Here is a 13,881-nt window from a genome sequence, read left to right on the forward strand (position 1 = left end):
CGTCGCTCAGCCGCCGCTGTTGCCGATGTAGTCGTCTTCGAAGCCGCGCAGGTCCTTGGGCACTGCGTATTCGCGACCGTCGTAGCGCAGCCGCACGCTGGATTTGTCGGTGCCGCCGTCGACTTCATCGCAATCCTCGCTGCCCTTGGCGACGTTGCGGGTGGTGTGCGCCACAGTGTTGAGCAACAGCCCGGCATAGCCGTTGTCGCGCTTGGCGTCCATCGCGAGCGTGCGCCGGGTGTCGGTGAACTCGCCGGCGCATCGGGTATCCCACTCGCCCTGGTTGCGCATCATGACCAGATTGCGCAGCACCGGCCGCAAGCCGGTCGAGTCGCTGACGTACAGACGCAGGGTATCGTCCTCATAAGGATTGGCCCGCGAGTTGCCGCTGCGGTGGATGCGCAGGCCGAACGCGGTGGTCTTGTCGTCGAGGCGATAGCGCGCGGTGTCGAACGCGAACGAGGACACCCGGATCGCATCGGAGGACAGCACGCCGTCCTGGCGATGGCGCTGCACGATGCGATCGCGCGCGCTGTCGGCGATCAACAGATCGAGGTCGGCCTCGTCCACACCCTGGTCCATGTCGATGGCGTGCTGCAACTTCACCGCGAGCAGGGTCTTGTCGGGCGAAGCCGGCCAGACCTTGCAGACCACCTCATCGGGGTTGATCCAGCGCGTGGGCGTGCCGCTCAGGCGCAGCAGCTCGCTGCCGTCGCCGGTTTCGCTGGTGGCGTCGGGATACGCGGCTTGCAGCAAGGCCGGAATGCGCGTCTGGCAATCTTCAGCCGCGGCCGCGGCCGTAAAGAACAGTGAGGTGCAGATCAACAACGCGGACAGCGCCGTCCGATGGGCTGGGTTTCGCATCAGGTCATCCATATGAGAGTCGCCATGCGGCCGGTTCGACGGTCGCGGCGGTGGGAATAGAAGCGGTCGGGCTCGCCGATCGTGCACAGGCCGCCGCCATGCACATGATCGGCGGCCAGGCCGGCCTGCGCCAGACGCCTGCGCGCCAGCGCGTACAGATCGACCCGCCAATGCCCCGGGCGGGTGGCGACAAAGGCCGCGTCGGCCTCGGCATCGCGAGCGAGGAACGCATCGCGCACCTCCGCGCCGATTTCGTAGCGTTGCGGCCCGGCGGCGGGACCGAGCCAGGCATGCACGCGCGCCGGCGCGGTGCGCATCGCCGCGACCGTGACCTCGAGCACGCCGTCGGCGAGCCCGCGCCAGCCCGCATGCGCGGCGCCGATTTCGCTGCCGTCGGCGGCGGCGAACAGCACCGGCAGGCAATCGGCGGTGAGGATCGCGAGCACGCTGCCGCGGGTCGAGCTCACCGCGGCGTCGGCCTGCGGTTCCTCGGCGAGGGTCGTTGCGCTCGTGCGCGGCGCGTCGAAGCGCAACACGCCCGCGCCATGCACCTGATGCAGCCAATGCGGGGGCGACGGCAACTGCGCTCGGTCTATCAGCAGTTCGCGATTGCGCGCGACCGCGAGCGGATCGTCGCGGTCGCTGCCGTAGCGCGTGCCCAGGTTGAAACGGTCGAACGGCGGCTGCGACACGCCGGCCCCGCCGCGCACGGTGGTGAAGCCGCGCACGGTGGTCAGCGGCCAGGCCGCGGCGATCCACGGCGCGTCGGTGTCGCCTGCCGTCACCGCCCCGCCTCGACCGCCGCGCGGGTGTCGGCGCGCAGTTCGGCGATCAGTTGCTGCAGATCGGCCGGGACCGGCGCGGTGCAGCGGATCGGCTCGCCGCTGGCGGGATGCTTGAATTCCAGGGTTTCGGCGTGCAGGGCCTGGCGCTTGAAGCCGCGCAAGGTTTCGACCAGGCCCTCGGTCGCGCCCTTGGGCAGCTTGAGCGGGCCGCCGTACAGCGGGTCGCCGACGATCGGGTGCTTGAGGTGCTGCATGTGGACGCGGATCTGGTGGGTGCGGCCGGTTTCCAGGCGGCACTCCAGCAAGGTGTGGGCGCGGAAGCGTTCGCGCAGCCGGTAATGGGTGACCGCGTCCTTGCCGTCCTCGCGCACGCCCATGCGCAGGCGGTCGCGCGGGTGGCGGTCGATCGCGGCGTTGGCGGTGCCGCCGGAGACCAGCGCGCCGACCACCACCGCCAGGTACTGGCGATGCACGTCGCGCGCCGACAGTTGTTCGACCAGCGAGGTATGCGCCGGCAGGGTCCGCGCCACCACCATCGCGCCGGAGGTGTCCTTGTCGAGGCGATGGACGATGCCGGCGCGCGGCAGCGCCGACAGGCCCGGGTCGTAGTGCAGCAATGCATTGACCAGGGTGCCGGCCGGATTGCCGGCGCCGGGGTGGACGACCAGGCCGGCCGGCTTGTCGAGCACGATCACCTCGCTGTCCTCGTACAGGATGTCCAGGGCGATGTCTTCGGCGACCGCGTGGGTCTGGGTGTCGAGCACGATGTTGAGTTCGACCGCCTCGCCGCCCTGGACCGGATCGCGCGGGCGCACCTGCTGGCCGTTCAGGCGGGCGTCGCCGGATTTGATCCAGGCCGCCAGCCGCGAGCGCGAATAGTCGGGGAACAGCTCGGCGAGCACCGCATCGAAACGGCGCCCGGCGGCGCTGTCGGGAACGGTGGCGATCAGGGTCTGGCGGGGTGAGGTCATCGGGTCGGGTCGATTGGGTCTTCGGCGTGAGCCGGGCCTGGGGCCTGGGGGAGCGGGATCGCGGCGGCCGGTCGCGAACGCGGCGGCCGGCACAAGGAAGTACGGGATCGGTTAAGGGGGCCGACCCGCGGACTGCTATTATCGGCTCTTCGTGCCTCCGGCGCCCGTTGATGCCTGCCATGACCGTACGTTCCGCCCCGTCCAGCCGTTTCGTTCGCCTGTTTTGCCTGCTGCTGATCGCCGCCGTCGCCACTACCGGCTGCAAAAGCGTCGGCAAGATGTTCAAGAAGGACAAGGATGCGGACGAAGGCCAGCCGGTCGAGGCCATCTACGAGAAGGCCCACAAGGCCATGACCAACGGCAACTGGTCCTCGGCCGAGACCAGCTTCAAGCGCCTGGTGGCGCAGTACCCGTACGGCCCGTACACCGAGCAGTCGCTGATCGAGACGGCCTACGCCCAGTACAAGTCGGGCAAGCACGACGACGCGGTCAGCAGCATCGACCGTTTCATCCGCACCTACCCGACCCACCGCAACATCGCCTATCTGTACTACCTGCGCGGGTTGGTGAACTCCAGCCGCGACACGGTGTTCCTGCAGAAGGTCTGGCGCCTGGACGTCAGCCGCCGCGATCTGGCCACGCCGATGCAGGCGTACAACGATTTCCTGATCGTGGTCGAGCGCTACCCGAACAGCCGCTACGCCGAGGACGCGCGCAAGCGCATGCTGGTGCTGCGCGACACCTTCGCCCGCCACGAGCTCGATGCCTCGCTGTATTACCTGCGCCGCACCGCCAACGTGGCCGCCGCCGACCGCGCCAAGTACCTGCTGGAAACCTATCCGCAGAGCCGCTACCAGAACGACGCGGTCGCGGTGCTGCTCAAGGCCTACGAAGGCCTCGGCAACGCCACCCTGGCCGCCGACGCCAAGCGCGTGCTGCAGCAGAACGACCCCAGTCATCCGGCGCTGTCGGGCAACGACTGGCCGGACTACCCGAGCAACCTGCGCAAGCTCAACCCGTTCGCGGGCGAGAAGTCGGCGGTGGACAACCGCGACAAGGAAGAAGCCAAGCGCAAGCAGCAGTAAGCGCCCGGTTCGGATCGCAGAACAAAAAACGCCGCCCCAGGGCGGCGTTTTTTATTGCTGCCGGTCGCGACGCAGATGCGGCCGCCCCCTGCAGGAGCGGCGTCCCACGGGGATTTCCTTCGGTCACAAGCCGCGACCGCGACATCGCGCTTGCGGCGTAACTGTGATGTCGCGGTCGCGGCTCGCGCCGCTCCTACAGGACGATACGGATCAGGACGTCAGGCCGAATAGCCGTTGGTGATCGGATACCGCCGCTCGCGCCCGAACGCGCGATGCGACACCTTCGGCCCCGGCGCGGCCTGGTGCCGCTTCCACTCGCTGATCCGCACCAGCCGCAGCACCCGGTCCACCGTCGCCGGGTCGAAACCGGCGGCGACGATTTCGTCGCGCGACTGCTCCTGATCGACATGGCGCAACAAGATCGCGTCGAGCACGTCGTACGGCGGCAGCGAATCCTGGTCCTTCTGGTTGTCGCGCAATTCCGCCGACGGCGGCCGCTCGATCACCGCCCACGGAATGATCGGCGCGCCGGCGATCGCGTTGCGCCAACGCGCGAGCGCGAACACCTCGGTCTTGTACAGGTCCTTGATCGGCGCATAACCGCCGCACATGTCGCCGTAGATGGTCGCGTAGCCGACCGCGTACTCGCTCTTGTTGCCGGTGGTCAGCAGCAGGCCGCCGAACTTGTTGCTCATCGCCATCAGCAGCGCGCCGCGGGTACGCGACTGCAGGTTCTCCTCGGTCACGTCGACCGCCTTGCCGGCGAAGGCTTCGGCCAGGGTGTCGAGGTAGCCCTGGAACGGTTTTTCGATCGGCAATGCGATCAATCGCACGCCCTGGGTCGCGCATTGCTCGGCGGCGAGGTCGTTGGACAGGTCGGCGGTGTAGCGCGAGGGCATGCGCACCGCGATCACGTTGTCCGGGCCGAGCGCATCGACCGCGACGGCCATGACCAGGGACGAGTCGATGCCGCCCGACAAGCCCAGCCAGACTTTTTCGAAGCCGTTCTTGCGGCAGTAATCGCGGGTGCCGCGCACGATCGCGCGCCACGCCAGCGCGTCGCGGCCCTCGTCCACTTCGCTCGGCCACGACACATGGGTGAAGCTGCGGGTGTCGTCGTGGTAGTCGGCGACCAGCCAGTGATCCTCGAACGCGGTCGCGGCCGGATGCACGTTGCCGTCGCCGTCGGCGAGCACCGAAGCGCCATCGAACACCAGCGCGTCCTGGCCGCCGACGACGTTGAGATAGGCCAGGGCGACGCCCGTCTCGCGCACCCGCGTTTCCAGCAGGGCGTCGCGCTGGGCGTGCTTGTCGCGCTCGAACGGCGAGGCGTTGGGCACCAGCACCAGGCGCGCGCCGGCGTTCGCGGTCGCGGCCAGCGGCTCGGCGAACCACAGGTCCTCGCAGATCACCACGCCGACGCTGACGCTTTCGTCGGACCCGCGGCCCTTGACCTCGAACACGCAAGCCTCGCCGTCGGAATCGACGTCGAAGTAACGGCGCTCGTCGAACACCGCGTAGTTCGGCAGTTCACGCTTGCGGTAGGTGGTTTCGACCCGACCGTCGCGCAACACGCTGGCGGCGTTGTAGACCACCGCGCCGGCCGCCTGCGGCCAACCGACCACCGCGACGATGCCGCGCGCGCTTGCGGCGATGCGCAGCAGCGCGGCTTCGCAATCGGCGAGAAAGCTCGGCCGCAGCAGCAGGTCCTCGGGCGGATAGCCGCTGACCGCCAGCTCGGGAAACAGCACCACGTCGGCGCCGTGTTCGTCGCGCGCCTGCACGATCATCGCCGCGATCCGCTCGGCGTTTTTTTCGACCGCGCCGACGGGGAAGTCGAACTGGGCCAGGGCGATGCGGAGCTGCTTCGACATGCGGTAATTCTCGAAAACGACTATTCAGTCGTGGGTGTAACCGGCCTCGCGTTGGGCGCGGATGGCGATGACGAAAACGGTGCCGAACTCGCTGAGATATCGATACAGCGCCACGTATCCGCGCGCATCGCGTCCGACGATCAGCTCGCGCAGATCGTCCGCGAGCGCGCGTGCGATCATCGGATTATCGGCCAACACGTCCATGGCGTGGAGGATGCCGTCGACGCGTTCCTGGCGCCGCGCGGCTTCGTGCCGGTCCAGGTGGTCGACGATGCGCGTCAAATCCTCCGCCAATCCCGGCAGCAGGACGACTCGCGTCATGGCTCATGTCCGAAGGTCTTCTTGGCGGGCAGCGCCGGACTTTCGCCCCGGGCTCGGCGAGCGAGATAGTCACGCATGTCCTCCCAGGCGTACACCTGCCCGTCGTTGAGGAAGCCTTGCCAACGGTGCTCGGCCTCGTCGATAAAACCGCGGCGGCGCTCGGCTTCGTCGACCTTTTCTTCCAGGGCGCCGAGGATGAAGCCATGCGGCGTGGTGCCGTTGCGCTCGGCGACGCGGGCGATGCGGGCTTTGAGCTCTTCGGTGAGCCGGATCGTGGTGGTGGACATGAGCGTCCTCGACTGTCTGGATGCGACGCGATCAATGTAGCACACAAGTGCTACATTCATCCGCCCCGAGGCCGACCAGCCGGGCAAACGAAAAAGCCGCCCGAAGGCGGCTTTTTCGCGATAGCGCCGCTTGGCGCCGGCTTACTTCGCCAACCGCTTCGCAATAGCCGCGCCCAGATCGCCCGGCGACTTCACCGTGGTGACGCCGGCCTTCTCCATCGCCGCGAACTTGCCTTCGGCCGTGCCCTGGCCGCCCGAGGCGATCGCACCGGCGTGGCCCATGCGCTTGCCCTTCGGCGCCGAGGCGCCGGCGATGAAGCCGACGACGGGCTTGGTCACGTACTGGCTGATGAATTCGGCCGCTTCTTCCTCGGCCGAACCGCCGATCTCGCCGACCATGATGATGCCTTCGGTCTGCGGATCGTCCTGGAACCACTTCAGCGCGTCGATGAAGTTGGTGCCGTTGATCGGATCGCCGCCGATGCCGATGCAGGTCGACTGGCCCAGGCCCACGTCGGTGGTCTGCTTGACCGCTTCATAGGTCAGCGTGCCCGAACGCGAGACGATACCGATCTTGCCCGGCATGTGGATGTGACCCGGCATGATGCCGATCTTGCACTCGCCGGGCGTGATCACGCCGGGGCAGTTCGGACCGACCAGGACCACGTCCTCGTAGCCGTTGAGGGTGTTCTTGACCCGCAGCATGTCCAGCACCGGAATGCCTTCGGTGATGCACACGATGACCTTGATGCCGGCGTCGGCCGCTTCCAGGATCGCGTCGGCCGCGAACGGCGGCGGCACGTAGATCACCGACGCGTCGGCGCCGGTTTCCTCAACCGCGTCGCGCACGGTGTTGAACACCGGCAGGCCGAGGTGCTGGGTGCCGCCCTTGCCCGGGGTCACGCCGCCGACGACCTTGGTGCCGTAGTCGAGCATCTGTTCGGCGTGGAAGGAGCCCTGCGAGCCGGTGAAGCCCTGGACGATGACTTTGGTGTTCTTGTTGATCAATACGGACATGTCATTAACCCCTTACTTGCCAGCGACGGCAGCAACCGCCTTCTTGGCGCCGTCGTTGATGTTGTCGGCCGGGGTGATGGCCAGACCCGAATTCTTCAGCAGTTCCTTGCCGGCTTCCACGTTGGTGCCTTCCAGGCGCACGATCACCGGCACCTTGACGTCGACTTCCTTGACCGCGGCGATGATGCCCTCGGCGATCATGTCGCAGCGGACGATGCCGCCGAAGATGTTGACGAAGATCGCCTTGACCTTGTCCGAGCTGAGGATCAGCTTGAACGCTTCGGTCACGCGCTCCTTGGTGGCGCCGCCGCCGACGTCGAGGAAGTTGGCCGGCGAGCCGCCTTCCAGCTGGATCACGTCCATGGTCGCCATCGCCAGGCCGGCGCCGTTGACCATGCAGCCGATGTTGCCGTCCATGGTGACGTAGTTGAGGTCGTACTGGCTGGCCAGCACCTCGGTCTCGTCTTCCTGGCGGATGTCGCGCATCGCGGCCAGATCGGCGTGGCGGAAGGTCGCGTTGTCGTCGCTGTTGACCTTGCCGTCGAGGACCGCGAGGTCGCCGTTGGTGAGGATGGCGAGCGGGTTGAGCTCGACCAGCGCCAGGTCCTTCTCGTTGAACAGCTTGTACAGGCCCAGCATGATCTTGGTCAGCTGGCCGGCCTGCTTGGCGTTGAGGCCCAGGTCGAAGGCGAGCTCGCGGCACTGGTAGGCCTGCAGGCCCTGCACGTAGTTGACGTGGATGGTCTTGATCGCGTCCGGGGTTTCCTCGGCGACCTTCTCGATCTCCACGCCGCCTTCGGCCGAGGCGATGAAGGTGACCGACTTGGTCGAACGGTCGACCAGCACCGACAGGTACAGTTCCTTGGCGATGTCGGTGCCTTCGGAGATCAGCACCGTATCGATCGGCAGCGCCACGCCGGCCGACTGGTAGGTCTCCATCTTGGTGCCGAGCATGGCCTTGGCGTACTGCTTCACTTCATCGAAGTTCTTCGCCAGCTTGACGCCGCCGGCCTTGCCGCGGCCACCGGCGTGGATCTGGGCCTTGACCACCCAAAGATCGCCGGGGATGGCCTTGGCGGCCGCGACGGCTTCGTCGGGAGTGCGCGCAACGCGCCCGGCCGGCACTGCGATGCCGTAGTCGGCAAACAGCTGCTTTGCCTGATATTCGTGAAAATTCATGCGTCACCGAGGGGAGTGAAAGACGTCCCGCGCGTAGGACCGGCCCAGGGCCGGCGGACGTGCGAGGGGGCCGCATTGTCGCCGATCGCGGCGAGCCGAGCAAAACCCGGCCTGCGGGGGAGCCCGCGCAGCTTCCGCCGGGCCCATTACAGGACGATCGCAGGCCGGTTACCGCGATTGCGCCGCGCATGCCGCCCATCCGGGCAAAGTCCGCGGGCCCCTCGGCGCCCGCCGGCGGCCGTCCCGCGGCGCGCGGCGCCGGTTCGGACCGGCCAGCCGCCCTATACTGATCGATACTCCGCCCGCGCAGGGAAACCCGCTTGCCGTCAGGTCTCGCCCCCGTCAGTCCGGCCGAAGCCGACCTCGCGCTGCGCCGCGAACTGTATTTCTTCACCCTGTACCGCCTGCTTGAAGCGTCCTTGCTGGTGCTGTTCCTGTTCGGGCCGGTCGAGAACCTGATCGGCGCGCCGCGCCACGACCTGTTCGCGCGCTCGCTGTCGCTGTCGTATCTGTTCATCGCGACCTTGCTGTTCGTGTTCGGCCGGCGCGGCGAACTGCGCGGCCAGGCCCTGGCCGGGATCGCCTGCGACCTGTTCTTCGGCATCCTGGCGATCCACGCATTACCCGGCGCCGGCACCGGCATCGCCTTGATGCTGATGTTCAATGTCGGCGCGGCGGCCTTGCTGCTGCGCGCGCGCTACGGCATCGGCGCGGCGGTACTGGCCTGCGCCGGCCTGATCGGCGAATGGACCTGGAACGAGCTCGGCGGCGAAAGCGCCGGCCGCACCATCGCCGAACCGATCATGTTCGCGGTCGGTTATCTGTCGATCGCGCTGCTGACCAACATGCTCGGCCGGCAGATGCGCGAGAGCCAGGAACTGGCCGAACGCCGCGGCGCGGAAGCGGCGAACTACGCCGAAATCAACGAACTGATCATCCGCCGCATGCGCACCGGCGTGCTGCTGGTCGACGGCGAAGGCCGCCTGCGCCTGGCCAACGAGGCGGCGATGCTGCTGCTCGGCGACAGCGGCGAATACGACGGCTCGCGCCATGGCCACCGTATTCTCGCGATCGCTTCGCCCGAACTCGCGCGACGGCTGAGCCGCTGGCGGGTCGAAGGCCGGCCTGATGAGAGCCCGCTGCAACTCGCGCCCGACCTGCCCGAAGTGGTGCCGCGCTTCACCCGCCTACTGGCCGGCAGCGACCAGACGCTGATCTTCCTCGACGACACCTCATTGGTGTCGCGCCGCGCCGAATCGATCACCCTCGCCGCGCTCGGCCGCTTCTCGGCCAGCCTGGCGCACGAGATCCGCAATCCGCTGGCGGCGATCAACTACGCGGTGCAGTTGCTGGAAGAGTCGCGCGACATCGCCATCTCCGACCGCCGCCTGCTCGAGATCGTGCGCCAGCAGGGCTCGCGCATGAACGGCATCGTCGAGAACGTGCTCGGCATGGCGCGACGCGAACCGGCCAAGCCCGAGCATCTGGAACTGATGGGCTTCGTGCGCCAGTTCCTCGACGAGTACCGGGTCAGTCATCCGCTCGAACAGGACACCTTGCGCGCGACCGGCCCGGAGGCGCGGGTCGCGGCGATGGTCGATCCGCGCCAGTTGCACCAGGCCTTGACCGTGCTGGTCCACAACGCGCTGACCTACGGCCGCATCCCCGGCGAACCGGCGCGGGTCACCGTGCATGTGTATTTCGACGAAGTGGGATTGCCGGCGATCGACGTGCTCGACCGCGGCCCGGGCATTCCCGACTCGGTCGCCGAGCGCCTGTTCCGTCCGTTCTTCACCACCTCCAGCCACGGCACCGGGCTTGGCCTGTATATCGCGCGCGAGCTGTGCCGCGCCAATCAGGCCTCGCTCGATTACGTGTCCGTGCCCGGCGGCGGCGGCTGTTTCCGCATCCGCCTTGCCGGCGCAAGCGCGTTGTCGCCGGCTTGAATCGTCGCCCGACAAGCAGAATCTGTGCCACAAGCGTCTTGGCCGCGACCATGCCGTTAAGCTATCGTGGGCGATGGAGGGCGCAATGGCTGAAACACGTAGTGCATTGGTAGTCGACGACGAGCGCGATATTCGCGAGCTGCTCGTCATGACCTTGGGTCGGATGGGCCTGCGTTGCGACACCGCGTCGGGCCTCGGCGAGGCTCGCAGCCAGCTGCTGCGCAACAGTTACGACTTGTGCCTGACCGACATGCGCCTGCCCGACGGCTCGGGCATGGACCTGATCGCCGAGATCAGCCAGAAGTATCCGAACACTCCGGTGGCGATGATCACCGCCTTCGGCAACGTCGAAGCCGCGGTCGACGCGCTCAAGGCCGGCGCCTTCGATTTCGTCGCCAAACCGGTCGACCTGGCGGTGCTGCGCGATCTGGTGCGGCACGCGCTCGAACTCAACGACACCCGCCGCAGCGCCAGCGAAGCGGTCGGTTCGCGCCTGTACGGCGAATCGCCGGCGATGATCAAGTTGCGCCAGACCATCGGCAAGGTCGCGCGCAGCCAGGCGCCGGTGTACATCGCCGGCGAGTCCGGCGTCGGCAAGGAACTGGTCGCGCGCACCATTCATTCCGAAGGCGGCCGCGCCGATGGCCCGTTCGTGCCGGTCAACTGCGGCGCGATCCCGGCCGAGCTGATGGAAAGCGAATTCTTCGGCCACAAGAAAGGCAGCTTCACCGGCGCGCACGCCGACAAGCCCGGCCTGTTCCAGGCCGCCGACGGCGGCACCTTGTTCCTCGACGAAGTCGCCGAGCTGCCGCTGCCGATGCAGGTCAAGCTGCTGCGCGCGATCCAGGAAAAGTCGATCCGGCCGGTCGGCGCGCAAGCCGAACTGGTGGTCGACGTGCGCATTCTCTCGGCGACCCACAAGGACCTCGCCGCGCTGGTCGCCGACGGCCGCTTCCGCCAGGACCTTTACTACCGCATCAACGTCATCGAGCTGCGCGTGCCGCCGCTGCGCGAGCGGCTCGACGACTTGCCCGGCCTGGCCAGCAAGATCCTGCACCGCCTCGCCGGCAACCAGGGCCGGCCGGTGCCGCGCCTAGGCGAGGACGCGCTCGACGCGCTGCGCGCCTACGGTTTCCCCGGCAACGTGCGCGAACTGGAAAACATCCTCGAACGCGCCCTGGCCCTGGCCGAAGGCGAAGTGCTCAACGCCAGCGACCTGCGCCTGCCGCGCCTGTCGACCCAGCCGCCGCCGCTGCCGGCCCACGCGACCCACGCCGGCGGCGCATCGCCGCAACCCGGCGCCGTCGACCCGCGCACCCTCAACCCGCGCGACACCGCGACCAGCGCCCTGCCCTCGTACATCGAGGAAATCGAGCGCGCCGCGATCCAGCAGGCGCTGCAGGAAAACCGCTACAACAAGACCCGCACCGCCGCGGCCCTGGGCATCACCTTCCGCGCGCTGCGCTACAAGCTCAAGAAGCTCGGTATCGATTGAGGTCGCGGGTGGCCGCGTGGCCACCCGGCGCTTGCCGTTTGAGCGAACCCGGCGACTTATTTATATAGAGAGCGCACTGGATAAGTGCCTGCATCCGCCGACGGCGGAGATATCGCGCTGGCCGAAGCTTTCGCCCCGTCCATCGGCGGACCCAGCCCGATCCGCTCCTGGCGCCCATCGAAACGACCGCGGCGACCGTCCGTCGCCGGAATCCGATGGTTTCCGCTCGGCCACGCCTCAAGCCCGCCGAAGCGGCCATGCACTACGTGATGAAAATCGCACTTTCCGCCCAGGAAAATCGAATCTGACGCATTTGGTCACCCGCCCGATCCAGCGACTGACCTTCCGCGTCACACGGCTGCGGACGCAATCCCGCCGATACGTGATGCGGCTATCAGTTTCGATCTCGAGCCCAAGCCGCAGTGAAGTTGGCATGGGTTGTGCGTACTCTTCCATGCACGTGCGGCACGCACGGCTGCCGAAGGATCGAACATCCGGACCTGTTGGCACGTGAAGCAACTCAATCACCACTCCTAGGGGATACACCATGAAGAAGCAGCAAGGCTTTACCCTGATCGAATTGATGATCGTCATCGCCATCCTCGGCATCCTGATCGCGATCGCTCTGCCGGCGTACCAGGACTACACGATCCGCACCAAGAACGTTGAGTGCCTGAATGTCGCCGCCGCGGCCAAGCTGGCCGTGTCGGAAACCGCGCAGGACCGTGGCACCTTGGCCGCGATCACCGCGACCAACACCGGCTACAGCTTCGTCGCCAGCAGCTACTGCGCCACCGTCGCCATCACTGCCGGTACCGGCGTGATCACCGCGACCACCGTTGGCGGCCCGACCGGCACCGGCGGCCCGGCCGTTGCGTTCACCCTGACCCCGACGCAGGCCGCTGGCCGCATCGAATGGGATTGCTCGGCTCCGGCCAACACCAAGCAGTCGCAGATTCCGGCTGAATGCCGTCAGTAATTGCTTGACAGCTACATAGTTTCAGAAAAACCCCGGCGCATGCCGGGGTTTTTTTTGCTTCGAATCAGTCCGGCCGTATCCATATGGCGGAGGACCTCGCTGTTACGCGTACAAGACGAACTCTGGATGGCACAACAAAATCACTAATCGCGAACCCTTATCGAATCCGGGCACAAATGACCGTGGCCGGAATCATTCGCCATCGCGTCAGGCGAACGCAAACCCGATCAGGCGAATATACAAGCCGACCGCTGCGGCGAGATTCACCATTGTCCCTGGATTGCCCGCCACGAAATGCCTTCGTCTCAGCGAGAAGGCACGCTGGCATCGTCTCCGTCACCACCGGGCGGGCTGGGATGCGCCGGGCGCTCGAGCCTAAAGCATCCGGCCTGCCAATCCCGAAGTGGATGCACAGGCTAGAAAATAGGCCGGGCATCACACTTTATGGGGCGCCGAAAAAGTTGGCATGCCCTGTGCTTGTAGTTGATTAAAGCGTGCGGCGAGGGATTGCCTCTGAAAGAACCGGTGTCGGCGCGCACCAGACCATATATCTCCAGGGGGATACCGCTATGAAGCAGCACAGAGGCTTTACATTGATCGAGTTGATGATCGTCGTTGCAATCCTGGGGATACTGATCGCCATCGCGCTACCCGGCTACCTTGACTACATCACTCGCTCCAAGAATGCCGAATGCCTCAACGCCGCCGCCGCTGCCAAATTATCGGTCGCCGAAACAGCGCAGGATCGCGGCACGCTGAGCATGGTCAACGCGACCAACACCGGCTACAGCTTCGCCGCTTCGAGCTACTGCGCCAGTATTACGATCGGCGCCAATGGCGTGATCACCGCCATTAGCTCGCCCGGCGCCGCCGCTCCGGTGACCTTCACGCTAAGCCCGGCGTCAGCGCAGGGAAGGCTTGAGTGGGATTGCAGTGTCCCGAACACCACCGATCTGACCGTAGTGCCGGCAGAGTGCCGCTAACCACACACAGGCTTGAGCGGCTCTAACGGCCGTAAGTTCATTGCGGACGCCGCTCGGCAGGATGACGCCCTGCACGTATAGTCTGCACCAGCTAT

The 13,881-nt window shown here is 66.9% G+C and carries 13 protein-coding genes; 5 read left to right on the top strand and 8 right to left on the bottom strand.

The genetic code is table 11. The features are described from left to right. Nucleotides 1–6: 6 nt before the first annotated feature. The 3 genes from KME82_RS20005 to rluD are packed head-to-tail and all read right to left on the bottom strand — an operon-like array spanning nucleotide 7 to nucleotide 2,620. Complete coding sequence (locus tag KME82_RS20005; RefSeq protein ID WP_215495566.1) at nucleotides 7–864, bottom strand: hypothetical protein; 858 nt, start codon at nucleotides 862–864, stop codon at nucleotides 7–9. Next, a complete protein-coding gene (gene pgeF / locus KME82_RS20010) occupies nucleotides 864–1,649 on the bottom strand; it encodes a peptidoglycan editing factor PgeF (RefSeq protein WP_215495567.1) in 786 nt (261 codons plus the stop codon). The genes KME82_RS20005 and pgeF overlap by 1 nt, the downstream gene beginning before the upstream one ends. Next, nucleotides 1,646–2,620 (bottom strand): 23S rRNA pseudouridine(1911/1915/1917) synthase RluD, encoded by a 975-nt coding sequence (gene rluD, locus KME82_RS20015; protein ID WP_215495568.1) that lies wholly within the window; start codon nucleotides 2,618–2,620, stop codon nucleotides 1,646–1,648. The genes pgeF and rluD overlap by 4 nt, the downstream gene beginning before the upstream one ends. Nucleotides 2,621–2,799: 179 nt before the next feature. On the opposite strand from rluD, the gene KME82_RS20020 reads away from it, so the two are divergent. Then, nucleotides 2,800–3,705: an outer membrane protein assembly factor BamD gene (locus KME82_RS20020; RefSeq protein ID WP_215495569.1), complete on the top strand. Its 906-nt coding sequence runs from the start codon at nucleotides 2,800–2,802 to the stop codon at nucleotides 3,703–3,705. Nucleotides 3,706–3,923: 218 nt separating this feature from the next. Here the strand turns inward: KME82_RS20020 and KME82_RS20025 are convergent, their stop codons facing one another. The 5 genes from KME82_RS20025 to sucC all read right to left on the bottom strand — a co-directional run bounded on the left by KME82_RS20025 (nucleotide 3,924) and on the right by sucC (nucleotide 8,383). Continuing rightward, nucleotides 3,924–5,579, bottom strand: a complete 1,656-nt coding sequence (locus KME82_RS20025) for an NAD+ synthase (protein WP_215495570.1) — start codon at nucleotides 5,577–5,579, stop codon at nucleotides 3,924–3,926. A gap of 24 nt (nucleotides 5,580–5,603) precedes the next feature. After that, the gene (locus KME82_RS20030) at nucleotides 5,604–5,900 is read right to left on the bottom strand and encodes a type II toxin-antitoxin system RelE/ParE family toxin (RefSeq protein ID WP_215495571.1); all 297 of its coding nucleotides are present in this window, start codon (nucleotides 5,898–5,900) and stop codon (nucleotides 5,604–5,606) included. Continuing rightward, nucleotides 5,897–6,187: a ribbon-helix-helix domain-containing protein gene (locus KME82_RS20035; RefSeq protein ID WP_215495572.1), complete on the bottom strand. Its 291-nt coding sequence runs from the start codon at nucleotides 6,185–6,187 to the stop codon at nucleotides 5,897–5,899. Before KME82_RS20035 ends, KME82_RS20030 begins: the two co-directional genes overlap by 4 nt. Nucleotides 6,188–6,328: 141 nt before the next feature. Then, nucleotides 6,329–7,204, bottom strand: coding sequence for a succinate--CoA ligase subunit alpha (gene sucD, locus KME82_RS20040; protein ID WP_036104545.1), 876 nt, complete (start codon nucleotides 7,202–7,204; stop codon nucleotides 6,329–6,331). 12 nt (nucleotides 7,205–7,216) lie between these two features. After that, a complete protein-coding gene (gene sucC / locus KME82_RS20045; RefSeq protein ID WP_036104548.1) occupies nucleotides 7,217–8,383 on the bottom strand; it encodes an ADP-forming succinate--CoA ligase subunit beta in 1,167 nt (388 codons plus the stop codon). Between the two features lie 320 nt (nucleotides 8,384–8,703). On the opposite strand from sucC, the gene KME82_RS20050 reads away from it, so the two are divergent. From KME82_RS20050 to KME82_RS20065, 4 genes are all read left to right on the top strand, one after another. Further along, nucleotides 8,704–10,329, top strand: coding sequence for a sensor histidine kinase (locus KME82_RS20050; protein WP_215495573.1), 1,626 nt, complete (start codon nucleotides 8,704–8,706; stop codon nucleotides 10,327–10,329). Between the two features lie 85 nt (nucleotides 10,330–10,414). Continuing rightward, nucleotides 10,415–11,824 carry a sigma-54-dependent transcriptional regulator gene (locus tag KME82_RS20055; RefSeq protein WP_215495574.1) on the top strand — a complete coding sequence of 470 codons (1,410 nt, stop codon included), beginning with the start codon at nucleotides 10,415–10,417 and terminating at the stop codon, nucleotides 11,822–11,824. A gap of 547 nt (nucleotides 11,825–12,371) precedes the next feature. Continuing rightward, entirely contained in the window at nucleotides 12,372–12,803 is a 432-nt protein-coding gene (locus tag KME82_RS20060; RefSeq protein ID WP_215495575.1) for a pilin, read from the top strand. Nucleotides 12,804–13,372: 569 nt separating this feature from the next. After that, on the top strand, nucleotides 13,373–13,786 hold the full coding sequence (locus KME82_RS20065; protein ID WP_215495576.1) for a pilin: 414 nt from the start codon (nucleotides 13,373–13,375) through the stop codon (nucleotides 13,784–13,786). The last annotated feature ends 95 nt before the right edge of the window (nucleotides 13,787–13,881 follow it).

Origin of the sequence: Lysobacter capsici (assembly GCF_018732085.1) — a bacterium.
GTDB lineage: Bacteria > Pseudomonadota > Gammaproteobacteria > Xanthomonadales > Xanthomonadaceae > Lysobacter > Lysobacter capsici_A.

Bases quoted from the DNA above. Each gene is read 5' to 3' on its own strand.
- KME82_RS20005 (WP_215495566.1), bottom strand. From the start codon at position 864: ATGCGAAACCCAGCCCATCGGACGGCGCTGTCCGCGTTGTTGATCTGC.
- rluD (WP_215495568.1), bottom strand. From the start codon at position 2,620: ATGACCTCACCCCGCCAGACCCTGATCGCCACCGTTCCCGACAGCGCC.
- KME82_RS20020 (WP_215495569.1), top strand. From the start codon at position 2,800: ATGACCGTACGTTCCGCCCCGTCCAGCCGTTTCGTTCGCCTGTTTTGC.
- KME82_RS20025 (WP_215495570.1), bottom strand. From the start codon at position 5,579: ATGTCGAAGCAGCTCCGCATCGCCCTGGCCCAGTTCGACTTCCCCGTC.
- KME82_RS20030 (WP_215495571.1), bottom strand. From the start codon at position 5,900: ATGACGCGAGTCGTCCTGCTGCCGGGATTGGCGGAGGATTTGACGCGC.
- KME82_RS20035 (WP_215495572.1), bottom strand. From the start codon at position 6,187: ATGTCCACCACCACGATCCGGCTCACCGAAGAGCTCAAAGCCCGCATC.
- sucD (WP_036104545.1), bottom strand. From the start codon at position 7,204: ATGTCCGTATTGATCAACAAGAACACCAAAGTCATCGTCCAGGGCTTC.
- sucC (WP_036104548.1), bottom strand. From the start codon at position 8,383: ATGAATTTTCACGAATATCAGGCAAAGCAGCTGTTTGCCGACTACGGC.
- KME82_RS20055 (WP_215495574.1), top strand. From the start codon at position 10,415: ATGGCTGAAACACGTAGTGCATTGGTAGTCGACGACGAGCGCGATATT.
- KME82_RS20060 (WP_215495575.1), top strand. From the start codon at position 12,372: ATGAAGAAGCAGCAAGGCTTTACCCTGATCGAATTGATGATCGTCATC.
- KME82_RS20065 (WP_215495576.1), top strand. From the start codon at position 13,373: ATGAAGCAGCACAGAGGCTTTACATTGATCGAGTTGATGATCGTCGTT.